Origin of the sequence: Pseudomonas sp. RC10 (genome assembly GCF_038397775.1) — a bacterium.
In the GTDB taxonomy this organism is placed as follows: domain Bacteria; phylum Pseudomonadota; class Gammaproteobacteria; order Pseudomonadales; family Pseudomonadaceae; genus Aquipseudomonas; species Aquipseudomonas bambusae.
In genome coordinates, this window is sequence record NZ_CP151650.1 from 2360165 (window position 1) to 2383482 (window position 23318).

Here is a 23318-nt window from a genome sequence, read left to right on the forward strand (position 1 = left end):
TCATCCACGCTGTCCGTTGAGCGCTATTCATGGGCTTATTGGCGTTAGCTGGCACTGAAGCAAGGGCGTAGAGTCGCAACACTGTCCTTGCCATGACCGGATTTCGCCCATGAGCCGCCCCCGTTTCCTACCCGACAACTTCACCCTGACCCTCGTGGCGGTGGTGATCATTGCCAGTTTTCTCCCCGCCACCGGCCAGGTTGCGGTGGGGTTTGGCTGGCTCACCAACATCGCCATCGCGCTGTTGTTCTTCCTGCACGGCGCCAAGCTGTCCCGAGAGTCGATCATTGCGGGCGCCGGGCATTGGCGCTTGCACCTGCTGGTGTTCAGCCTGACCTTCGTGGTGTTTCCCCTGCTCGGTCTGGCGCTCAAGCCAGTGCTGTCGCCGCTGATTGGCAAAGACCTGTACATGGGCATCCTGTATCTCTGTGCGCTGCCGGCCACCGTGCAATCGGCGATTGCCTTCACCTCCCTGGCGCGGGGCAATGTCCCCGCGGCGATCTGCAGCGCAGCGGCGTCCAGCCTCTTCGGGATTTTCATCACACCGTTGTTGGTCACGTTGCTGCTGAACGTGCACGGCGATGGCGGTTCCACCGTCGATGCGATTGTGAAGATCAGCATTCAGTTGCTGCTGCCGTTCGTGGCCGGTCAGATCGCTCGTCGCTGGATCGGCGAATGGGTCGGGCGCAACAAGGCCTGGCTGAAATACGTCGATCAGGGTTCGATTCTGTTGGTGGTGTACGGCGCATTCAGTGAGGCCGTGAACGAAGGCATCTGGCACAAGATCCCGGTCTGGGACTTGGCGGGATTAGTGATCGTGTGCTGCGTGGTGCTGGCACTGGTGCTGATGATCTCGACGCTGCTGGGCAAACTCTTCGGTTTCAGCATCGAAGACCGCATCACCATTCTGTTCTGTGGCTCGAAGAAGAGTTTGGCCACGGGCGTGCCGATGGCCCAGGTGCTGTTTGCGGGCAGCACCATTGGCGTGTTGATTCTGCCGTTGATGTTATTCCACCAGATTCAGTTGATGGTCTGCGCGGTGCTCGCCCAGCGTTATGCCAAGCGCCACGAGTCGGTGCCAGAGATGATGGCGCGGGTCGATCCTTGAATCTGTCATGAACGATGAAAGCAGGATGCTTTGTTGCGTCCTGTTACACCCCCGTATCTGCGCTGAAACATTTTGGTAAACCTCAGTTGTTAACGTCCCGGTTCATTTTGATATCACTGCGGACGTCTTCTCATGGCTACCACCCTCGAAACGATTACTTCCTTCTATAAAAATATTCTCGGCCGCGACGGCTCCAGCAGCGAAGTCGCTTATTGGGTCGGGCGTATCGAGAGCGGAGCAGAAACCGTGGCTGACGTGGTATCAGCCTTCACACTGTCCAACGAAGCCGCCACCAACGTCGCGCCGATCGTCAATTTGTATTTCACGGCGTTTGGTCGCGCGCCGGATGCAGCGGGCCTGCAATATTGGGTGAGCGCTCAGAAAAGTGGATTGAGCCTGGGCAACATTGCCCAAGCGTTCACGCAGTCCCAGGAATTCGCCCAGACAGCCAGCGCCGACAACACCGCATTTGTCACCTCACTCTACCAACACGCGCTTGGCCGCACCCCGGATGCAGCCGGTCTGAACTACTGGGCCGAGCAACTCGCCAACGGCTTGAGCCGTGACCAACTGCTGGCGTCGGTGAGCGGTTCCCAGGAAAGCCAGACCACCACAGGCGTGAAAGCCCAGATCGTCTTGACCTACAACGGCCTGCTGGGCCGCTCGCCGTCGGAAGCCGAAGTGCAGAGCATCGTCCAGAATCAGAGCGGCAAGTCGCCGATCGAGTTGATCAAAGACACGGCCAACACGCTGATCACCACCGGCGGTACGGCGCCGACTCCCCCTACGACGCCAACAACACCGACCGAGGCCATCTTCACGCCTAAAAGCGGTAGCCAGCTCGGTTCCTCCGATGCGTCCGGCGCCGTCGCGCTGGACAGCAAATACATGATCGTGGGCGATGACGAGTCCAACGTGCTGCGGGTTTACGACCGTGCAGGTGGCGACGCCCTGGTGGAGTGGGATTACAGCCAGGTCACCGGCAGCACCGATGAAGTCGACATGGAAGCGTTGACGATGGTCGGCGATATCCTTTATGTCACCGGTTCCCACAGCAACACCAAGAAAGGGCTCGATGCCGACAGCCGTGAAATCTTGTTCAGTGTGAAAGTAACCGGCACGGGCGCGGCGACGAAATTCGAATACCAAGGCAAGTACACTGGCTTCGAAGCCGATTTGGTGGCATGGGACAACGATGGTGCGAACGGCAAAACCCCAGGTTATTTCGGGTTCGCCGCATCGTCGGGCGCAGGTCTTGCGCCGGAAAACACCAACGGATTCTCGATCGAAGGCATGACCACCTCGATAGACGATTCCGAGCTGTGGCTGGGTTTCCGAGCGCCACAAACCGACACCGTCACCCGCGACAAAGCGTTGATCGTGCCTGTAACCAACTACAAGGCCTTGCTGGTCGATCCCAACGTCACGCCAACGTTCGGTGAGGCCATTGAACTCAACCTTGGCGGTCGCGGCATTCGTTCCATCGACAAGGCGAAAGATGGCAGCGGCTACCTGATCATCGCAGGCCCGTCGGGCGGTGCGACTGACGCGGTGACCAACGATTTCCGGTTATACACCTGGGACGGCAAGGCTGAGGATGCACCGGTCGAGCTAGACAACAACCTTGATGCGCTGTTGAAGGCAACAGGCGGCAGCTTCGAATCCATCGTTTCGCCTGCCAGCATCAAGCCCGGCACCCAGATTCAACTGCTGCAAGACAACGGCGACACGATCTGGGCAGGGCAAACTGCTGTGTCGAAGGACCTGGACCCGGCGGATCAGCAGTTCAAGGGCAACATCATCACCCTCGGTTCGCCCGTGGTGGACCACACCCCGCCGACGCTGGTCACGGCCTCTCCGGCTGACGACAGCACCGGCGTGGCGGTGAGCAGCACGCTGTCGCTGACTTTCGACGAAGGCGTGGCGTTCGGCACGGGCACCATCGAGTTGAAAGATGCGAACGATGTCGTGGTGCAGACCTTCAAGGCGGGCGATGCGGGTGTCAAGGTCGACTACAACACCATCACCCTGCAGCCGACCAACAAGCTGAGCTATACGACCGGATACAAACTGGTGCTCAACGACAACGCGGTCACCGACCATTCCGGCAATGAACTGCCCGCCAAGACCATCGACTTCACCACCGGCACAGTGCCGCATTACGACGTCCTGATCTCAGAAGTGAACTCTAATGCCGTGGGCGGCGATTTCTTCGAAATCTATAACTACGGCACGACGACCATCGACCTCAGCGGCTGGAAGATGACCGACGATGCACACCTGTTTAGCAGTGCAAAAGCGCTGCCCGCCAACCTGACGCTGGAGGCAGGCAAAACGTTGGTGGTGTCGGTGGATGCAACCCAGTTCGATAACTTCAAAACGGTGTGGAACCTGACCACTGCAAGCAATGTGATCGGGATCGATGGCCCAGGTCTGGGCAAGCAGGATGCGGTGATTCTGTTCGACGCCAACGGTAACGTGGCGACGGCGTTCAACTACAGCCCGAATGCGATTACGGCCAGCGATGGAACGGTCATCGCGACCTCCACCGCGACCAACACCTACACCGCGAATCAGCACGCAGGTGCAGCGTACGGCAGTACCGCCACGGCTTCCGCGGTGTGGGACGGCGTCTCGACGTCCAATCCGCATTACTTCGGTGCAGTCGCAGGCCAGCTCGGTTCGGTCCCGGAAGCCAACAGCGCTTCTTCCGTCGGTTCACCAGGCTATGTGCCTATCGTCCAGACCGGAACACTGGGCGTTCAGTCCGACGCATCGGCTTTGTGATTCACACAGGAGCCTGATTGGCACTGAACCTGTGGGAGATTCCGGAGGTCATGATCTCCGGCGTTTCCCACAGGAATGGCATGGGATGGAATACCGGCGTCAGCCCTGTTCCTCTTCCAGCTGAGTCTTATATTCCTTCTGATATTTCCCCGCCAACGACTCTTTCTGCTTGTCGTCCAGCAGCTTGCCCGCGATCTGGAAGAACTTGTGTTCTTCCTCCTTGAGATGATGGTGCACCTTCTCCGCGAGCTTTTTGGCGGTGACCAGCCAGGCCGGACTGGCCATGTCGGTTTCGTCCAGCTCCTCCATCATTTCATCCATCTCGTGATGCTCGGAGATGGCGTGGCGGCTTGGATCGACGCCGTTCTCCTCCTGCATGAGCGGTATATAGAAGAAGCGCTCTTCGGCTGTTTCGTGGGCATGCAGTTCGGCCTTGAGCTTCTCATAGGCTTCCACACGCTCTTTGCTGTCACCGTGAGTCTTGATCAGGGCGTCCGCATAGCCGCGTTGGCGGTCGTGGCTTTCTCTCAGGGCTTCGAAGATGTTCACGGTGTCGTCCTCAATGGATACGGGGGTCAGTACTTAGTGCTAGACCTCCGTCCATGAACGAGCGTTCAACCGAGGTGATCCGGTGCGCGGGGCATAAGCTTAGATCCATACGTTTCTTTCATAATTCTCAGCATTTTTTATAATCAAAACGACTTTATTCCGCTGCGCTCATGCTTTTCAGATCTGAGCGTCCCGATCACCGCCTCTCAAGGATCGCCATGTCCGTTCGCACACTTTTCGTTGCCGCCGCTTTGCTGCTGGCGACTGTCACAGCCCATGCCGATCAAGTCATCAGCATCGGCTACCAGCGTTCCTCGACACTCTGGCTGTTACTGAAGAACGACGGCCAGCTCGAACAGCGTCTCAAGCCGCTGGGTTTTACCGTCGACTGGCATGAGTTCAGCAGCGGGTTGTTGAGCGCGATGAACGCGGGGAGTGTCGATCTGCACGCCGACGTCGCCGATGCCTTCGCCTTGTTCACGCAAGCGGCGAACACGCCGTTGACCTATTACGCGCGTGAGAATCCTTCGCCGACTGCGCAGGCAATCATCGTTCAGGACAGTTCGCCGATTCATAGCGTCGCTGACCTGAAGGGCAAAAGCGTGGCGGTTTCGAAAGGGTCGGGCAGTAATTTTCTGCTGATCTCGGCGTTGAAGAAAGCCGGTTTGACCCTGGCGGATATCAAGCCGGTCTACCTGGAAGCGCCGGATGGCGTGGCGGCATTCTCCAGCGGCAACGTCGATGCGTGGGCCATCTGGGACCCGTTCCTGGCGACGCAACAACGTGAACACCATGTTCGGGTGCTCGCCGACGGGACCCACGATGTCGCCAACTACAACCGTTTCTATGTCGCCAATACGAGTTTTGCCAAGGCTCATCCGGAGGTGTTGCAAGTGGTGTTCGACACGCTTCACGACGCCGGGCAGTGGGTCAAAGGCCATCCCCAGGAAGCCGCGAAAAACCTCGCGCCGCTGTGGGGCAACATCCCGACGGAAACCGTGGAACTGGCCAACAGCCGCCGCAGTTACGACATCGTGCCCGTCAAGATCGACCAGTTGGCCGAGCAGCAGCGCATCGCCGATTACTACTACGAAGCCAAGCTGATCCCGAAACCGCTGAAGATTTCCGACATCGCGGTGTGGGTTCCGAAAGCCAAATCCGAATAAGACAGGAGCGCGTTCATGAGTCGCCACATTCACCTCTCTGCGTTCCTGCTGACCGGGCCGGTCATTCACAGCCACGCGGCCTGGCGTCATCCGGAAACCCTTGGCAATTACCTCGACCCTGAGTACTACGCACGCACCGCTCGCGTCGTAGAGGAAGGCCTGTTCGACTTCCTGTTCTTCGCCGACCGGCTGGCAGTGGGCGATCAAATGGGCGGGTCGCGCGACTTGGCGCTGCGTTACGGCGCACAGGACGCCACGCGCCTCGATCCGTTGCCGATCCTGTCTTATCTGGTCGGGCAGACGAGCAAGCTGGGCTTGGGCGCCACGCGTTCGACCACTTACTTCGAACCCGCGCACATCGCCCGAGAGTTCGCGACCCTTGATCACCTGTCCAAAGGCCGGGCGGCGTGGAACATTGTGACCTCGATGAACGACAGCGAAGGGCGCCTGTTCGGCAAGGACAAGCACCTGGAACACGACCTGCGCTACGACCGTGCCGACGAGTTCGTGGAGGTCGCGCTGAAGCTCTGGCGCAGCTGGGCGCCGGGTGCATTGAAGCTGGACCGGGAAAACGGCGTGTTGGCCGATCCGGACAAAATCACGTCAGTGCAGCATCACGGCGAGTGGTTCAAGGTCGAAGGTCCGCTCAATATTCCGCGCACGCCTCAAGGTCGGCCGGTGCTGATTCAGGCGGGGTCGTCGGGGCGAGGACGTCGTTTCGGTGCCCGTTGGGCCGAGGCGATTTTTACTATCCATCCGCACCTCAAGGCCATGCAGGCGTTCCGCGAAGACGTGCGCGGGCAAGTCGTGCAGCAGGGGCGCAGCGCCGACAGCTGCAAGGTGCTGACGGCGGTGATGCCGTTCATTGGCGGCACCGAGGCCGAAGCGCGGGCCAAACGCGACAAACACAATGCGTTGGCGCGGCCGGAACTGGGGCTGGTGACCCTCGCGTCGCAGTTGAACGTTGATCTGTCGCCGTTTCCACTGTCGGCCACCCTGGCGGAAATCGCCAAAGCGCCGTCGATTCACCCGGCAGCGGCGGAAAAACTGCTGATGCAGGGCGCCGACACCACGCTCGAAGAACTGGGCCGAATTTTTGCCAGCAGCGTGCGGGTACCGCAACTGGTAGGCACGGGGGCGCAGATTGCCGATCAACTGGCCGAGATGTTCACCCAAGGCGGTTGCGACGGCTTCGTGATTTCCCCGGCCTACCTGCCGGGGTCATTCAGCGAATTCGTCGAAAGCGTGATCCCGCATTTGCAGCGCAAAGGGTTGTTCCGCACCGCGTACGAAGGTTCGACGTTGCGTGAGCATCTGGGGCTCTCCGCGCTGGAGGATTGACGTCTGGAGTCTCCCTGGTGATGCAACCCTCGACTCTAGGAGCGAATTCATTCGCGAAAGGTGGGTCAGGCGACAGAGATGTATCGGCTGACCCACCAATTCGCCGACTGGCGACTTGACACAAAAAGGTCACTCGAAGCGAAGCCGGATCACTGCACGACAGGCTGATCCGGCCAGCCCATCATCGCGCGTCGGGCGTCGGCTTCCAGTTCTTCCCGAGAACTGCCGGCAGCGGCCTGCACGCATAGCCCGTTGAAGATCATCAACATGTAACGCGCCAGCGCCTGTACATCCGCCTCTTTCGACAGGTTGCCCTTGAGCTGGCCCTGCTCGAAGCGCTCACTCATGAACGCCACGATGCGACCCCGGCGACAGGCCAGCGTGGCCGGAATGTCGCTGGCCGCGCTGGTGGCCAGTCCTGCCTGTACCAGCAAACACCCCGGCGGCTCGTCGCTGGCGGTCAGCCACTCGATCCCACCGAACAGAAACCGTTCAGCCGCTTCCCGCGCCGTCGCTGCGTCGAGGATACTGTCCCGGTAATGCTCGCGATGCAGGTCGTAGTGTTCGAGCACCGCATCGAACAACCCGCGTTTGCTGCCGAACGCAAAATAAATACTGGGTGCGTTCAGGTTCATCGCCTTGGTCAACTCGGCCATCGAGGCGCCGTCGTAGCCCAGTTGCCAGAACACCTCCATGGCCCGATCCAGCACCTCGTGTTCGTCGAATTTTCGCGGTCTGGCCATTAGAGGGCCTCCTGTAATTTAGCGATCATTCTATTTAAAGCTTGACCCTGAATGCAAAGCCCTCGTAATTTATCGATCACTACATTACGACGACGAGGTGCAGCATGGGTCAATCAATGGCAGGCAAGGTGGCGATCATTACTGGCGGCAGTTCCGGTCTGGGGCTGGCGACTGCCAAGCGTTTCGCGGGGGAGGGCGCCAGCGTGTTCATTACCGGACGGCGTCAGGAAGAACTGGACAAGGCAGTGGCCGAAATCGGCGGCGACGTGGTGGCCGTGCAGGCCGACTCTTCGAAGCTCGGCGATCTGGATCGCGTGTTTGCCGAGATCAAATCGCGCAAGGGCAAGCTCGACGTGGTGTTCGCCAACGCGGGGATTCTCGAACGCGGCGCATTGGGCGAAATCACCGAAGGTTCGGCAGACCGACTGTTCGACATCAATGTCAAAGGCCTGGTCTTCACCGTGCAAAAAGCCTTGCCGCTGTTGGTCGATGGCGGCGTGATCCTGCTGACCTCCTCGGTCGTGGCGAGCAAAGGCATGGCCGGTAACAGCCTGTACGCGGCGACCAAGGCCGCCATTCGCAACCTGGCGCGTAGCTGGATGATGGACCTCAAGGATCGTCATATTCGCGTTAACGCCATCAGCCCCGGCGCTATTGAAACCCCGGGCCTTGCCGGTGCGGCGCCAGATGCTGCCGGAGCGAAGGCGATGTTCGAACACTTCGGCTCGCTGATTCCTGCCGGTCGCGTCGGGCAGCCGGACGAAATCGCCAAGGTCGCGCTGTTCCTGGCCTCGGACGGTGCCAGCTACATCAACGGTGCGGACATCCCGGTCGACGGTGGTTGGGGCCAGATATGACGTCATTCCTTCGTTCACTCACAGGCGTTCACTCATGAGCAAGATATTGGTCACCGGCGCTACCGGTGCTTTGGGCGGTTTGACAGTGCAGGCCTTGTTGCACAGGGTCAGCGCTGACCGGGTGGTTGCGCTGGTGCGGGACGGGTCCAGGGTGGCCCATCTGCGGGATCAGGGCGTCGAAGTGCGCCAGGGCGATTATCAGGACCGCGCCTCGCTGCTGTCGGCATTCCAGGGCATCGATGCGCTGCTGTTGGTCTCTGCGGTGGCGTTCACCGACCGCCTTGCCCAGCATGTGAATGTGATCGAGGCCGCGAAAGCAGCGGGCGTCAGGCACGTGGTCTACACCTCCATCCAGCGCAAGCCCGGATCGTCGTTCAACATCGACGGCGTCACCGAATCTGACATCGCGACGGAGCAAGCGTTGAAGGACAGCGGTCTGAACTACACGATCTTGCGTAACGGGCTGTACTTTGAAGCGCTGGGCTTTTTGTTGGGTGAAGACGTGCTGAGCAAGGGCGTGCACGTTGTCGAAGGCGAAGGCAAAGGCGCACTGGTGACTCGTGGGGACTTGGCCGAGGCCAACGCGGTTGTGCTGACTCAGGCGGGACATGAGAACGCGATCTACACCCTCGGCGCCTCCGAAGCCGTGTCTTTTCGTGAGATAGCCACGGAGTTGTCGGCGCTTCACGATGAGCCGGTGGTTTATTCGCCGGTGTCAGCCGATCAGTTCGTGGCCGATCTGATCGACGCGGGTCTTCCGCCTGCGGTCGCCGAGTTTCAGGCGCAGTGGGAAATGGCCGTGGCTCACGGTGAGTTCGCGGAGGTGAGCGGCGATCTGGAGCGTCTGATCGGGCGCAAGCCTGTGGGCTACCGGGAATACCTGCGCGCCGCGTATGGCGTGAACTGACGCCCTGTTTGTCAGCCCGAATTCCACAGGGATTTGCCGTTCAGACAGCAACCCGACAGCTTCTCCCCGTCGATGACGGGCTGACATCTCGATCATGCTGCGTATGATGGGCCCGACGTTTTTCTGAAAGGGCCCGTTTTCAATGATGAAGTTTTTCGCCGCGTTGCTCTGTGTGTTCACAGGCTTCGCCCATGCCGAACCCGCGTTGCTCACCGACCTGGCCCTGCCGTACCTCGCAGCGGCCCCCGCCGATTCCAAAGACAAACCCCTGATCATCTTCCTGCACGGCTACGGTAGCGACGAACGCGACCTGTTCGGGATCAAGGACGACCTGTCGGCGGACTGCACCTACCTGTCAGTGCGTGCGCCGGGGGAGGTTGATGGCGGTGGCTACAAGTGGTTCACCCAGGACACCGATCAGGCCGAGTACGAAGGCGTGACCAGCGACGTGGACAAGAGCACTGACTCGCTCCGGACGTTCATCGAGCAGGCGACCAAAAAATACGGTACGCAGCCGAACAAAGTGATTCTGGTGGGCTTCAGCCAGGGCGCGATGATGAGTTATCAAATCGGCTTGCAACACCCTGAACTGGTGCGGGGCATCGCGCCGTTGAGCGGCAAGATACTTTCCGCACTCAATGCACGGCTCAAACCCGACGACCGCCTCAAGCCGCTGAAAGTGTTCATCGGCCACGGCGCTGCCGACACCCGCGTGCCGTACTCGGGCGCCACTGAAGCGCAGACGGTGCTGGAGAATCTGCTGATCAATCCGGAGTTTCATGCCTACGCCGGGGCAGGGCACACCATCACCTCGGCTGAGGTGGCGGATTTGAAACGGTGGATTGAGGGGGTGTTGACCGCCCATTGATGACATCTGTAGCAGCACGGCTTGCCGGCGGTGGCGATCTTGAATTGCATGCTACCTGTAGGAGTGAGGTGAGCTTGCTCGCGATGGCGTACAGTCAGTCACAGTTGATGTGTCAGACACTCAGCCATCGCGAGCAGGCTCACTCCCACAGGCACGCTGTGGATAATTTGGCTACAACCCCTGACTCCCCCGAATCAACTCATAGGCCCGCCGCGCCAGCGGGTTCACGGTGTTGGGCCGAATCCACAGGTGATACGTCACGTCGGGCATTCTCGGCAGCCCGTCGGCTTCCCCCAGCACACGCATGTCCGGGCCGAGCATTTCCATGCTGCGCGCCGTCACCCCCAGCCCTGCGCGGGTTGCGGCCTTGATGCCGATCAGATTCGACGCCAGGTACGCCTGTCGCCACGCGATGTTTGCGCGCTCCAGTGCTTCAATGGCGTAGCGCCTATAGATGCTCGGCTCATCCACCAGAATCAGCGGAATCGGCTCGCTCGGCACATGCTGGTACTGCGCCGAACAGATCCACCACACCGGCGAAGTCCTGAGCGCAAAGCCTTCCAGGGCGGGGTCTTCGCGGGTCGAGATCACCATGTCCACCTTGCCGCGATGCAAGTCGTCCATCAGAAACGGACTGCGGCCCACGTCGATTTCCAGCCGCAGTTTCGGCGCGGAACGGGCGATGTGGCTGAGGATCGGCGGCAGAATGGTGTCGGCGATGTCGTGGGGCGAGCCGATGCGCAGCACGCCACTGAGGCTGCTTTCACGCAGTGAATTGAGGGCGTCGTCGTTGAGCGAGAGCATCTGCCGGGCATGACGAAGCAACTGGCGACCGGGTTCGGTCAGTTGCTTTTGCCGACCCTGCTTCTGAAACAGATTGACGCCGATCTGCTGCTCCAGCCGTTGCATGTGTTGGGTCACCGACGATTGCGTGCGCGACAACTGCGCACCGGCCCCGGCGAAGCTGTGGTGATCGACCACCGCGACGAAAGTGCGCAGCAGTTCGAGGTCGAGGGTGTCGGACATGGGCATTCTCGGTAATCGGGTCGAAGTGCGATCCCTTGTGGGAGCCGGCTTGCTGGCGAAGGCGGTGTGTCATTCAACGGTGATGAGATTGACATGACGTCTTCGCCAGCAAGCCGGCTCCCACAACGGCCTGTGTTACATCAATCGGAATGCGTAATACATTACGTTCTTTTATGACTTTTGAAAGTCTTCATCGCGAAACACCTCGCTACGCTCAATGAATACGTGCTTATGCCGTTCCTGGTTAACAACCAAAACCAGAAAGTTATAACCATATTTGATATTTGAATTTCCGTTGCGGCGTTCCCCTCCCTAGGATGCAGCCCATGACGAGGCGCTGACACAAGTGCCCAGCCGCTGACCATCTTGAGGGGACATCCATGCCGTACACGCGCTCGCCCATTACCCGTTTGCTTCCCTTGTTCGTCGGTGCGGTCGCCGCCCTCGGCGCCAGTTTTGCCGTTCACGCCGACGCCACGCTGGACAAGATCGAGCAGCGCCACCGGGTGGTGGTCGGGGTGTTGCTGTCGGGCGGCCCGTTCGGCTCCATTGACCCGAGTAACCAGAAACCCAAGGGCTTGAACGTCGACATGGCCGAAGACATTGGGCGTCAACTGGGCGTTGAGGTCGAGCTGGTGCCGGTGCTGCCTGCCAACCGCGTGCAGTTTCTGCAGCAGGGCAAGGTCGATTTGCTGATCGCCAACATGGAATGGACCGCCGAGCGCGGCCAGCAACTGGGTTTCGTGCCAACGCCGTTCTACCGCGTTGGCGGCACGGCTGCGGTGCTCAAAGACAGCAAGATCACCCGCTGGGAAGACCTCAAGGGCCAGCCGGTCTGCACCTCTCAAGGCAGCAGCTACGTCAAGCCGCTGACCGAATACGGCGCTGAACTCAAAGCGTTCAAAAGCTCCTCCGAATCCCTGCTGGCCCTGCGCGGCAACAATTGCGTCGCCGCTGTGCACGACGCCACGCTGATCAATCCACTGATCGCCGACAGCCCTGAATGGAAGGACTACCGCGCCATCGCCCCGGAGTTGAACCCGGCCCCGTCAGTGATCTGGACCCGCCCGGGCGAGACCGATACCCAGGCCAAACTCGACACCTTCGTCAAAGGGTGGCACCGCACGGGCTGGCTGATCGAAGGCGAGAAGCGCCACCACATCACCCCGGCCTCGCCAGCACTGGTCGAGCTGCATGACAAGTTCCAGGCCACAGGCGCCTGAGTCGTTTCCCTTTCAAGGCATTGGTTATGAGCACGCGTACTTTCGGCAAGACCCTGACCGCCCTCGGCCTCTCGATCGGCATGGCGATGGCGGCCACCCTGGCCCACGCCGATGCGACGCTGGACAAGATCCAGCAGCGCCACAAAATCAGCATCGGCGTGATCCTCAGCGGCCCGCCGTTCGGCACCATCGACCCGAAAACCGGCGAACACCTGGGCTATAACGTCGAGCTGGCCAAGGGCATCGCTCAGAAGCTGGGCGTGGACCTGGAAACCGTGTCCGTCCTGGCGCCCAACCGCGTGCAGTTCTTGCAACAGGGCAAGGTCGACATCCTGATCGCCAACATGCAGTACACCGACGAGCGCGCCGGGATTCTCGACTACGCCCCGACGCCGTACGAAGAAGTCGGCGGCGCCGCGCTGATCCGCAAAGGCGCGGGCATCGCCACGTGGGAAGACCTCAAGGGCAAGCCGGTCTGCGTGTCCCAAGGCAGCAACTTCATCAAGCCGTTGCAGGAGACCTACGGCGCCGAGATCAAGGCGTTCCGCAGCCAGTCCGAATCGCTGCTGTCCCTGCGCGGCAACGGTTGCGTCGCTGCCGTTCACGTCAGCCCGACCATGCACGCGCTGCTGGATGACCCGGAATGGGCCGATTACAACATCCCGCTCGCCAACGACCTGATCCCGTCGAAATCGGTGATCTGGGTGCGCAAGGGCGAGCACGACACCCAGGCGAAAATCGACGCGATCATCCGCGACTGGCACCGCAGCGGCTGGCTGATCGACGTCGGTCAACGCACCGGCATGGCCCCGTCCCAAGCCCTGCGCGACATGCATGAGCAATTCCGCAATGCCGCGCCACTGGCTGCGCAATAACCGAGGCTTGCCATGAGCAGCGACCTGTTCCAGACCTTGCAAAGACTGATCGGCGCCGACTACGTGCAGCCGGGCACCGACTCGACCACGCAACTGACCGACAAACAGGGCACGTACGTCGGCAAGGCACTGGCCGTGGTGCGCCCGGCCAATACCGAAGAAGTGGCGGCGGTGGTGCGGGCCTGTGTCGCCCGTACAGCGCCGATTGTGGTGCAGGGCGGCAACACCGGGCTGATGGGCGCTGCAACGCCCGATGCCAGTGGCCGTTCGGTGCTGCTGCTTCTGGACCGGCTCAATCGCGTACGTGACATCGACACTGACAACGACACCCTGACGGTCGAGGCAGGCTGTATTCTGCAAAACGTCCAGGACGTGGCGCGCAAGGCCGGGCGGTTGTTCCCGTTGAGCCTCGGCGCGGAAGGCAGTTGCACCCTTGGCGGCAACCTGGGGACCAACGCGGGCGGCACAGCGGTGCTGCGCTACGGCAACACCCGCGAGCTGACCCTGGGGCTGGAGGTGGTGACCGCCGAGGGCGAAATCTGGAACGGTCTGCGCGGCCTGCGCAAAGACAACACCGGCTATGACCTGCGCGATCTGTACATCGGCAGCGAAGGCACACTCGGCATCATTACTGCTGCGACCCTGAAACTGTTCCCGCTGCCCAAGGCCCAGTCCACGGCGTTTCTGGCGTTCGATTCACTGGCTCAGGCGGTGAGTTTTCTCTCTCACGCCCGTGCCGGTTTTGGCGCAAGCCTGACGGCGTTCGAATTGCTGACCGCCGATTGCCTGACGCTGTTGCGCGAGCAGTTCCCCGACGGCCCGCAAGCCTTCGTCGATGCGCCGCAGCCCTGGTTCGCCTTGCTGGAGCTGTCGGATAACCACAGTGAAGCCCATGCGCGGCAAGCGTTTGAAGAAGTGTTGGGCAGCGCCTTCGAAGAAGGGCTGCTGGCCGATGCGCTGATCGCTGAAAGCCTGGCCCAAAGCGAGGCGTTGTGGCTGCTGCGCGAGAACATGAGCGATGCGCAACGTCGGGCTGGTCGCAACATGAAGCACGACATCTCGATCCCGATCTCGCGCATCGTTGAGTTCGTCGAGCACACCGACGCCTTGCTGCAACAGCATTTTCCTGGCGTGCGCAACTTCACCTTCGGCCATCTGGGTGACGGCAACCTGCATTACAACGTCGCCCATCCCTTGAACTCCACGGTGGAGGCGCACATGGCGCGTTACGCCGAACTGAGCGAACTGGTGCACGACAGCGCCCACGCCTTCGGCGGCTCGATCAGCGCCGAGCACGGCATTGGCCAGCGCAAGCGGGCGATGCTGCCGCGCTACAAAAGCAGCGTCGAACTGGACCTGATGCGCCGCGTCAAGCAGGCCCTCGACCCCCTCAATTTGCTCAACCCGGGCAAGGTTCTGATCCCCATCGACAGCGAGAGTAATCCTTCATGAGCGTTCGTCTGTCCCGACGCGTGCAGCGCGTTTCCCTGTCTGCCAACGCCGCCGCTAAGTCCCGCGCCACCGAGCTGCGTGATGCCGGTCGCGACATCCTCGACCTGACCACCGGCGAGCCGGATTTCGACACCCCCGAGCACATCAAACAGGCGGCTTACAAAGCCATCGACGGCGGCGCCACCAAGTACACCCCGACCCCCGGCGTGAAGAAACTGCGTGAGGCCATTCAGCGCAAACTTCAGCGCGAGAACCGTCTGGATTATGCACTGCCCTCGATCGTGGTCGGCAACGGCGCCAAACAGATCATCTTCAACGCTTTCGCTTCGACCCTGGATGAAGGCGATGAAGTGCTGGTACCGGTGCCGTACTGGCCGTCATTTCCGGACATCGTGCGGGTCAACGGTGGCGAGCCGCTGTTCATCGAATGCGGCCTTGAACAGGGCTGCAAACTGACCCCGCAACAGCTGGAAAACAGCATCAATGCGCGCACCCGCTGGCTGATTCTCAACGGCCCCGGCAACCCCAGCGGCGCGGTGTACAGCGAGGCGGAACTGCTGGCGCTGGCCGAGGTGCTGCGCCGTTATCCCCAGGTGCTGGTGTTGCTGGATGAGCTTTACGAACACATTCGCTTCGACGGCAATCCAGCGCTGAGCCTGCTTAACGTCGCGCCCGATCTGCAATCCCGTACCTTGCTGGTGGGCGGGGTTTCGAAGACCTACGCCATGACCGGCTGGCGCATCGGCTTTGGTGCCGGTCCCAAGGAACTGACCAGCGCCATGACGGTGATTCAGTCGCAATCGACGTCCGGCGCCTCGTCGGTCGGCCAGGCGGCTGCGCTGGCGGCGTTCGAAGGCGGGCTGGCGTTTCTGCCGGAGCAGGTGCAGGCCTATCAGCAGCGTCGTGATCTCTTGGTCGCGTCGCTGAGCGAGGGGGACGGGCTGGAGGTGCTCACGCCGGAAGGCGGCTTTTTCGTCTTCGTGCGCTGCGCCGGTTTGCTGGGGCGCATTCGTCCTGATGGCCAGCGCCTGAAGGATGACGGCGACGTGGTGGATTACCTGCTGGAGCAGGGCGTCGCAGGCGTGGCGGGCAGCGCGTACGGGCTGTCGCCGTGGTTCCGCCTGTCCATCGCCACCGCCACCAGCAGCGTGATCGAAGCCGGGCGCCGGATCGCCGATGCCTGCGCACAGCTGCGTGTCGAGGCCCTTGCATGAGTCATTGGCTGGAGCTCTTCGTGCAGTGGGCAGCGAAGTTCGGCCTGAACTACAGCTTTCTGCTGGACGCGTATCAGCGCGGTTCGATGGTGAACGGCGCGCTGACCACCGTGCTGCTGTGCCTGTTCACCATCATCGGCAGCCTGCTGGCCGGTGTCGGTCTGGCGGCCATGCTGACCAGCGGCAAGCCGTATCTGGCCAAGCCTGCGCGAGTGTTCATCGAAATCACTCGCAACACGCCGACGCTGGTGCAGCTGTACTGCGCGTTCTTGGTGTTGAACATGCTCTTGACCCAGGCCGTGGGCGCGGCCAACCCGCTGACGCCGTTCGCCTGGGTGGTGATCGTGATCTCGCTGCACAAGGGCGCGTTTCACGCCGAAGCCCTGCGCGCCGGGATCGAAGCGGTGCCCGCCGTGACGCTGGAGGCCGCGAGCTCCCTGGCGTTCAGCAGTCGTCAGTTGCTGTGGAATGTACAACTGCCGCTGGCCCTGCGCTTCGCTTTGCCGTCGCTGATCAACAACCTGATCGATCTGGTGAAGATGACCGCCGTGGCTTCGGCCATTGCTGTGGGCGACATCACCTACGCCTCGATCATGATCTGGACCCAGAGCGACAACGTGCTGGAACTGATGATCCTGCTGCTGACGTTTTTCGGCCTGCTCAGCTTCATCGTCAACTGTGTGGGCCGTGCCCTCGAAGCCAAATTGAGGATGCCCGGTTATGGCCATTGAATCGTCCGCAAGCCTGCCGTTGTCCTGGCCCCGTCGTCATCCGGGCACGCTCGTTATCGTTGCTGCGCTCTTGGCGTTCCTGATCTTCGGCGCACCCGAAAGCCCGGTGTTCGCCGCGCTATACGAGTGGTCGCCCGCACTGGCCGTGGGCTTCGGGCAGAACATTTTGATTAGCCTGTTGGCCATTGCCATCGGCTCGGTATTGGGCTTGTTGATCGGCGCGCTGGGCGCGTCGCCGCTGTGGATCACGCGGCTGCCTGCGCGGATCTGGGTGCAGCTCTTTCGTAACGCGCCGTGGCTGGTGCTGATCTATTTCACCACCTACGTGTTCCCGTTCGAGCTGCACATCGGCAAATCGTGGATCGCCTTTCCTGACTGGGTGAAAGTCACCATCGGCCTGGCGTTGCCTGCCAGCGCCAACGTCGCGGAAATCTTTCGCGGGGCCATCGGCTCGATCCCCAGCACCCAGTGGGAAGCCTCGCGTTCGCTGGCCTTCACCCGTGGGCAGATCTTCCGCTCGATCATCCTGCCGCAGTGCTTCAAGCGCATGCTGCCGCCGTGGATGAACCTCTACGCGGTGATCACCATGGGCACCGCGCTCGCTTCTCTGGTCGGTGTCCATGACCTGATCGACACCGCACAGATCGCCAGCAACACGGTCAACCGCACGGGCTTTACGGTGCTGATTTACTTCAGTGTGCTGGCGCTGTTCTTCGCCTATTGCTACCCGATTTCCCGACTCACTCAATTCCTGGAGCGACGTTATGCCTTCTCCTGAAACGCGCGCCGAGCAACCCTTGATCAGCCTGCGCGACATCCATCTGTCGTTCGGCAGCAACCGCGTGCTCAAGGGCATCGACCTCGACGTGCAGCGCGGCCAGGCGGTGTCGATCATCGGCCCGTCGGGCTCGGGCAAGTCGACGATCCTGCGCTGCATCACCGGCTTGTTGCAGCCCCAGCGCGGCACGATCCGGGTCGGCGACACCGAGGTGCACACGCTGGCCAACGAGGCGCAGCGCATCGAATTGCGCAAGCGCGTGGGGTTCGTGTTTCAGCAGTACAACCTGTTCCCGCACCTGTCGGTGTTAGAGAACCTCGTCATTGCGCCGCGCAAAGTGCTAGGACGCAACTCGGTAGACGCCGAAAAAGAAGCCCGCGCCTTGCTTGCTAAAGTGCGCATGGAGCATAAGGCCGATGCGTATCCGGGGCAGTTGTCCGGCGGCCAGCAGCAGCGGGTGGCGATCGCCCGCGCACTGGCGATGCGACCCGAACTGATTCTGTTCGATGAAGTAACGTCCGCGCTGGACCCGGAAACCGTGGGCGAAGTGTTAACGGTGATTCGCGAGCTGACCGAAGAGGGCATGACGTGCGTGCTGGTGACCCACGAGATGCGCTTCGCCGAGGACATCAGCGACGTGGTGTATTTCACCGAGAACGGTCTGATCGTCGAGCACGGCAGCGCCGAACAGATTTTCCAGCGCCCCACCAGCGAGCGCACCCAGACCTTTTTGCGCCATGCCCTGGGCGATGCCGGACGTCGTCCGGTGGCCAGCGGGGACCCGTTTCTGTTGAGCAATATCAGCCGGTACAGCCTGTCGGTTTAGCAAGGTACGCATCACCTCTAAGGCCACCGTATACCCTGTAGGAGTGAGCTTGCTCGCGATAGCAGTGTGTCAGATGGCACCGATGTGACAGGCCGATAGCAATCGTCGGATTGCCGCCCAGACCAAGCTCACTCCTACAGGAGGAGCGCGTTTAATGACTAATAAAAGGAGCACCTGATGAGCATCGAAACCCGCAGCCCCGTGATCGAAGATTTCCTTCAGAAAATCCGCGTCATTCACCAACGCGGCGTAGACCGCGCAGCGCTGAAAGAAATCGTCAGCCTGCTGGAAGGCCTGGCCGAACGTCACGACCTGTTCAACTTCGACACCTTCCCGGCGCCGGTTCCGGGGGAGGGCGACACTGCGTTTCGTTATCGCCTGAACGACGACGGCGAGACGCCGACGCTGTACATGAACTCGCTGCTGCCCGGCAAAAGCACGTTGCCGCACAACCACGAAACCTGGGCGGTGATCGTGGCGGTGCAGGGTCAGGAGATCAACTACGTCTGGGCCCGCACCGACGATGGCAGCGACCCGACGTTCGCCAGGCTGGAGCTGGAAAAGGAAGTCGTGGTGCAACCGGGCACGTCGATCAGCTTCCTCGGCGAGGACCTGCACGGCATCAAAGTCGATGGCGAAACCCCGACCCTGCATTTCCACCTGTACGGTCGCCCGCTGGAATCGCTGAACGGGCGTTACGGCGTCAACACCGAAGGCAAGGTTCTCAACTACAACGCTTCGCAAATGGCGCCGTCCATCAAGGCCTTCGCATGATCGACCTCTACTACTGGCCCACCGGCAACGGCCTGAAAGTCGGCATTCTCCTCGAAGAGCTCGGGCAAGAATATCGACTGTTGCCCATCAATATTCGCACCGGCGAGCAGAAGCAGGATTTCTTCCAGAAGATCAGCGCCAACGGGCGGATTCCGGCGATTGTCGATCACGCGGCTTTTGCGAACAGCCCACGTGATGCTGAGCCGCTGAGCCTCTTCGAATCCGGGGCTATTCTCAATTATCTGGCGAACAAGGCCGGGCGTTTTCTGCCGCCAGAAGGCACCGCCGAACGCCAGCGCGTGCAGGAGTGGCTGTTCTGGCAGGTGGGGCATGTCACGCCGTACCTGAGTCAGTGGCAGGTGTTCAGGGAAAAGGCGCCGGAGCCGATTCCATTCGCCCTCGACCTGCTTGGCGCTGAAGCCGCGCGGCTGTATGGCGTGCTGGAAAAACGCCTGGGTGAAGTGCCGTATGTGGCGGGCGATTATTCGATTGCCGACATCGCGATCTTCCCGTGGATTCAGCCGCTGCGTCAGGGCCAGGACCTGGCGGATTACCCGAACATCCACGCGTGGCGCGAACGCATCAAGGCCCGACCAGCCGTACAACGTGCGTACGAGAAGGGCCGGGAAGTGGCGGCGGGCGAGAAGTCGTTGGTGTTGCAGTAACCCCAGTCCCCGTCTCTGTAGGAGCGCGCTTGCCCGCGATAGCGTGGTGTCATGCAACACGTTCGGCACAGATACCCCCTTCGCGGGCAAGCGCGCTCCTACACAAAAACGGTCGATAGTATTCGTTGATTCACGAGAACCCCCATGAGCCAAAACGTCACCCCGCACCACCTGCAAACCTGGCTGTTCGACGGTCAGGAAATCGCCCTGTTTGATGTGCGAGAGCACGGCCAGTACGGCGAAGCGCATCTGTTTCACGGGGTGAACGTGCCCTACAGCCGCCTTGAACTCGAAGCCCGCCGTCTGGCGCCCAACCCCAACGTGCGTCTGGTGATCTACGACCAGACCGGCAATGACATTTCGCGCAAGGCCGCGCAGCGTCTGGAGACGTTGGGCTACCGTCGCGTGCACGTGCTTGAGGGCGGCGCCGACGGTTGGCAGGCGGCGGGTTTGCAATTGTTCGCCGGGGTGCATGTGCCGTCCAAGGCGTTTGGTGAGTTGGTGGAAGAGGCCAGTCACACGCCGCACATCAGTGCCAACGAACTGGCGGAGTGGCAGGCCAAAGGTGAGCCGCTGGTGGTCCTCGATGGCCGCCCGTTCGACGAATACCGCAAGATGACCATTCCCGGTTCCATCTGCTGCCCGAACGGCGAACTGGGCTATCGCCTGAAGGAACTGGTGGCGGATGACACCACCCCCATCGTCGTCAATTGCGCCGGTCGCACCCGCAGCATCATCGGCGCACAGACCCTCATCGACCTCGGCGTGAAGAACCCGGTCTACGCGCTGGAAAACGGCACGCAGGGCTGGTACCTCGCCGATCTGCCGCTTGAACACGGCAGCGCGCGGCGCTATCCGGACGTATCGCCCACCCCGTCGTTGGCCCCGCAACGTGACGCCGCGCAACAGCTGGCAAAACGTGCCGGTGTGCAGACGGTCAAGGCCGACCAGGTCATCGCGTGGTCGCAGGACCCGTCACGCAGCCTGTTTCTGGGCGACGTGCGTACGCCGGAAGAATTTGCCCTTGGCAGTTTGCCGGGTGCACAACACACGCCTGGCGGGCAGCTGATTCAGTCCACTGATCTTTATGTCGGGGTGCGCGGGGCGCGTCTGGTGCTGCTCGACAACGACGGCGTCCGTGCCCCCATCGTTGCCAGTTGGCTGCGTCAGTTGGGGCATGAGGCCTATGTGCTGGAAGGCGGTTTGCAGAGTGGCCTGGCGTTGCCGGTCAGGGCTGAGTCGTATGCGTCGGCGTTGCCTGACATCAGCGCCGCCGCTTTGCAAGATGCGCTGCGGGACGACACCGTTGCGCTGATCGATCTGCGCAGCAGCATGGCGTATCGCAAGGCACACATTGCCGGGTCGGAGTGGTCGATTCGCACGCGCCTGGCGGATGATCTTGCTGCTCAGACCCGGCCGATCGTCCTCGTCGCAGACGATGCAAACCTTGCCGCCATCGCCGCCCTTGAACTGCCGGAATCGCAACGTCAGCACGTCCGCTGGCTGGATTTCAAAACCTGGCAGGCAGCGGGTTTTGCGCTGGCCGAAGATGCCAGCAATCCAGCCGACGAGCAGTGTATCGATTTCCTGTTCTTCACCCATGATCGCCACTCGGGCAACAAAGACGCCGCACGCCAATACCTGGCGTGGGAAATCGGCTTGCTTGGGCAGATGACAACGCAGGAAATTGCCAGCCTCAAGCCCTTGGCATCCAGCGCAAACGAGAACCGGGTGCGCACGCGCCTGATCCACGCGGCCCGCGCGGAAAAGGGCAGCGGCGTGCGCTGGGTCAACCCGTCCGTGTCGCGCATGAGCACGGTGTTGTTCGACAGCCTCGGCGACATGCGCGACGCGCGCAAACGCCGCGACACCGAACGCGTGCTGACTTACGGCGCGCGGGGCAATCCGACGGCGTTCGAACTGGAAGACCTGGTCACGGAACTGGAAGGCGGCTATCGCACGCGCCTGTTCAGCACCGGACTGGCAGCCGTCGCTCAGACCTTTCTGGCGTACCTGCGCCCTGGCGATCACGTGCTGATCACCGACGCGGTGTATTCGCCGGTGCGGCAAGTGGCCGAGGAATTTCTCAAGCCGTTCGGCATTCAGTACAGCTATTTCAATGCCGACGGCAGCGGGCTGGAAGACAAACTGCAAACCAACACCCGAATGGTCTACGCCGAGGTGCCCGGTTCACTGCTCTACGAACTCGCTGACCTGCCTGCGATGGCCACGCTGTGCAAGGCGCGAGGGATTCTGCTGGCGGTGGACAACACCTACGGCTCGGGCTACCAGTACCGACCGCTCACACTGGGCGCGGACATTTCCATCATGGCCCTGACCAAATACCTGTCAGGGCACAGCGACGTAGTGATGGGCAGCGTCTGCACCACCCAAGCCGTCTGGCAACCGCTGGCCGTCATGACCGACACCTTCGGCAGCGTCGTCAGCCCCGACGACGCTTACCTCGTGCTGCGCGGCGCCCGTACCCTCGCCACGCGGCTGGACGCCCATCAGCGCCAGGCCCTGGAGGTCGCGCGCTGGCTTCAGCAACACCCGCAGGTCAAACGCGTCTTCCACCCGGCGCTGCCCGATCACCCGAACCACGCCCTGTGGAAACGCGACTTCACCGGCAGCAACGGCCTGCTCACCTTCGAACTGGCTGACAACGATCCCACCTTGCAGGCGCCGTTCATCGAAGCCCTCAACCTGTTCGGCCTAGGCGCGTCGTGGGGCGGTTTTGAAAGCCTGATCATCCCCGCCAACGTCCACGACCGACAGAACGCTACCGACAAGACCCTCAACCCGCTGCTGAGATTGCACATCGGGCTGGAGGACGTCAGCGCGTTGATCGAAGACCTGGAAAGAGGGTTTGCGGCGATTCGGTGAGGTTGAGCGGTCGCGCCAGGCTCAGATTGGAGCGCACACCGATCCTGTGGGAGATGTCGGAGTCACGATGGCAGCGAAGCGGTGGGTCAGTTGCACATGGGTTGTCTGACACGCCCTCGTCGCTGCCGTCGTGCCTCCGGCGTCTCCCACACGGTTTTCGTCGTACCCGAATTCAACGTGCCCGCGATCCACTGTAGGAGCCGGCTTGCTGGCGAACGCGGTCGGTCATTCACCCTTGTAGTGACTGGCAATGCGCATTCGTCCGATCGCGGCCCGCAGCAAGCCGGCTCTTACAACGCAATGTGGATATTTGCAGAATCTATGGCTCCTGGAGGTTTCGACCGTAGCGAAATCGATCGGCCAGGCGCAGACCCGTTGTCTGATACACCGTGTTCGCTGCCGTCGTGCCTCCGGCGTCTCCCACACGGTTTTCGTCGTACCCGAATTCAACGTGCACCCGCGATCCACTGTAGGAGCCGGCTTGCTGGCGATGGCGATGTTGAGGTCGCCGCCGCCGGCAAGCCGTGCTGCTAGAGGGACAC

Annotated in this window: 20 protein-coding genes; 17 read left to right on the forward strand and 3 right to left on the reverse strand. The window is 61.5% G+C overall.

The window, feature by feature from the left end; genetic code table 11:
• Window positions 1-109: 109 nt before the first annotated feature.
• Both AAEO81_RS10985 and AAEO81_RS10990 read left to right on the forward strand, forming a co-directional pair.
• The gene (locus AAEO81_RS10985; RefSeq protein WP_166594877.1) at window positions 110-1108 is read left to right on the forward strand and encodes a bile acid:sodium symporter family protein; all 999 of its coding nucleotides are present in this window, start codon (window positions 110-112) and stop codon (window positions 1106-1108) included.
• 132 nt (window positions 1109-1240) lie between these two features.
• Complete coding sequence (locus tag AAEO81_RS10990; protein WP_341963611.1) at window positions 1241-3895, forward strand: DUF3616 domain-containing protein; 2655 nt, start codon at window positions 1241-1243, stop codon at window positions 3893-3895.
• A gap of 99 nt (window positions 3896-3994) precedes the next feature.
• On the opposite strand, the gene AAEO81_RS10995 is transcribed toward AAEO81_RS10990, so the two are convergent.
• Window positions 3995-4444, reverse strand: a complete 450-nt coding sequence (locus tag AAEO81_RS10995) for a hemerythrin domain-containing protein (RefSeq protein WP_341963613.1) — start codon at window positions 4442-4444, stop codon at window positions 3995-3997.
• Between the two features lie 218 nt (window positions 4445-4662).
• On the opposite strand from AAEO81_RS10995, the gene AAEO81_RS11000 reads away from it, so the two are divergent.
• Both AAEO81_RS11000 and AAEO81_RS11005 read left to right on the forward strand, forming a co-directional pair.
• Window positions 4663-5610: an aliphatic sulfonate ABC transporter substrate-binding protein gene (locus AAEO81_RS11000; RefSeq protein ID WP_341963615.1), complete on the forward strand. Its 948-nt coding sequence runs from the start codon at window positions 4663-4665 to the stop codon at window positions 5608-5610.
• A gap of 15 nt (window positions 5611-5625) precedes the next feature.
• A complete protein-coding gene (locus tag AAEO81_RS11005; RefSeq protein ID WP_341963617.1) occupies window positions 5626-6951 on the forward strand; it encodes an LLM class flavin-dependent oxidoreductase in 1326 nt (441 codons plus the stop codon).
• Between the two features lie 149 nt (window positions 6952-7100).
• Here AAEO81_RS11005 and AAEO81_RS11010 read toward each other — a convergent pair whose 3' ends face one another.
• Window positions 7101-7694, reverse strand: coding sequence for a TetR/AcrR family transcriptional regulator (locus AAEO81_RS11010; protein WP_341963619.1), 594 nt, complete (start codon window positions 7692-7694; stop codon window positions 7101-7103).
• Window positions 7695-7798: 104 nt separating this feature from the next.
• Here AAEO81_RS11010 and AAEO81_RS11015 point away from each other — a divergent pair, with 104 nt between their 5' ends.
• From AAEO81_RS11015 to AAEO81_RS11025, 3 genes are all read left to right on the forward strand, one after another.
• The gene (locus tag AAEO81_RS11015) at window positions 7799-8551 is read left to right on the forward strand and encodes an SDR family oxidoreductase (RefSeq protein WP_341963620.1); all 753 of its coding nucleotides are present in this window, start codon (window positions 7799-7801) and stop codon (window positions 8549-8551) included.
• Window positions 8552-8585: 34 nt separating this feature from the next.
• Window positions 8586-9458 carry an SDR family oxidoreductase gene (locus tag AAEO81_RS11020; protein WP_341963622.1) on the forward strand — a complete coding sequence of 291 codons (873 nt, stop codon included), beginning with the start codon at window positions 8586-8588 and terminating at the stop codon, window positions 9456-9458.
• Between the two features lie 142 nt (window positions 9459-9600).
• Window positions 9601-10326 carry an alpha/beta fold hydrolase gene (locus AAEO81_RS11025; RefSeq protein ID WP_341963625.1) on the forward strand — a complete coding sequence of 242 codons (726 nt, stop codon included), beginning with the start codon at window positions 9601-9603 and terminating at the stop codon, window positions 10324-10326.
• 171 nt (window positions 10327-10497) lie between these two features.
• Here AAEO81_RS11025 and AAEO81_RS11030 read toward each other — a convergent pair whose 3' ends face one another.
• The gene (locus AAEO81_RS11030; protein WP_341963627.1) at window positions 10498-11358 is read right to left on the reverse strand and encodes a LysR substrate-binding domain-containing protein; all 861 of its coding nucleotides are present in this window, start codon (window positions 11356-11358) and stop codon (window positions 10498-10500) included.
• Window positions 11359-11732: 374 nt separating this feature from the next.
• Here AAEO81_RS11030 and AAEO81_RS11035 point away from each other — a divergent pair, with 374 nt between their 5' ends.
• From AAEO81_RS11035 to metC, 10 genes are all read left to right on the forward strand, one after another.
• On the forward strand, window positions 11733-12575 hold the full coding sequence (locus AAEO81_RS11035; RefSeq protein ID WP_341963628.1) for a transporter substrate-binding domain-containing protein: 843 nt from the start codon (window positions 11733-11735) through the stop codon (window positions 12573-12575).
• Between the two features lie 80 nt (window positions 12576-12655).
• Window positions 12656-13450 carry a transporter substrate-binding domain-containing protein gene (locus AAEO81_RS11040; RefSeq protein ID WP_256665170.1) on the forward strand — a complete coding sequence of 265 codons (795 nt, stop codon included), beginning with the start codon at window positions 12656-12658 and terminating at the stop codon, window positions 13448-13450.
• Between the two features lie 12 nt (window positions 13451-13462).
• The gene (locus AAEO81_RS11045) at window positions 13463-14902 is read left to right on the forward strand and encodes an FAD-binding oxidoreductase (RefSeq protein WP_341963630.1); all 1440 of its coding nucleotides are present in this window, start codon (window positions 13463-13465) and stop codon (window positions 14900-14902) included.
• Window positions 14899-16116: an aminotransferase class I/II-fold pyridoxal phosphate-dependent enzyme gene (locus AAEO81_RS11050; protein ID WP_341963631.1), complete on the forward strand. Its 1218-nt coding sequence runs from the start codon at window positions 14899-14901 to the stop codon at window positions 16114-16116. Before AAEO81_RS11045 ends, AAEO81_RS11050 begins: the two co-directional genes overlap by 4 nt.
• Window positions 16113-16847 carry an amino acid ABC transporter permease gene (locus tag AAEO81_RS11055; RefSeq protein WP_341963632.1) on the forward strand — a complete coding sequence of 245 codons (735 nt, stop codon included), beginning with the start codon at window positions 16113-16115 and terminating at the stop codon, window positions 16845-16847. Before AAEO81_RS11050 ends, AAEO81_RS11055 begins: the two co-directional genes overlap by 4 nt.
• Window positions 16837-17625: an amino acid ABC transporter permease gene (locus AAEO81_RS11060; RefSeq protein ID WP_341963634.1), complete on the forward strand. Its 789-nt coding sequence runs from the start codon at window positions 16837-16839 to the stop codon at window positions 17623-17625. The genes AAEO81_RS11055 and AAEO81_RS11060 overlap by 11 nt, the downstream gene beginning before the upstream one ends.
• Window positions 17612-18451 carry an amino acid ABC transporter ATP-binding protein gene (locus AAEO81_RS11065; protein ID WP_341963635.1) on the forward strand — a complete coding sequence of 280 codons (840 nt, stop codon included), beginning with the start codon at window positions 17612-17614 and terminating at the stop codon, window positions 18449-18451. Before AAEO81_RS11060 ends, AAEO81_RS11065 begins: the two co-directional genes overlap by 14 nt.
• Before the next feature lie 177 nt (window positions 18452-18628).
• On the forward strand, window positions 18629-19225 hold the full coding sequence (locus AAEO81_RS11070; RefSeq protein WP_166594894.1) for a cysteine dioxygenase: 597 nt from the start codon (window positions 18629-18631) through the stop codon (window positions 19223-19225).
• Window positions 19222-19890: a glutathione binding-like protein gene (locus tag AAEO81_RS11075; protein ID WP_341963640.1), complete on the forward strand. Its 669-nt coding sequence runs from the start codon at window positions 19222-19224 to the stop codon at window positions 19888-19890. The genes AAEO81_RS11070 and AAEO81_RS11075 overlap by 4 nt, the downstream gene beginning before the upstream one ends.
• Before the next feature lie 144 nt (window positions 19891-20034).
• On the forward strand, window positions 20035-22776 hold the full coding sequence (metC, locus tag AAEO81_RS11080; protein WP_341963642.1) for a cystathionine beta-lyase: 2742 nt from the start codon (window positions 20035-20037) through the stop codon (window positions 22774-22776).
• The last annotated feature ends 542 nt before the right edge of the window (window positions 22777-23318 follow it).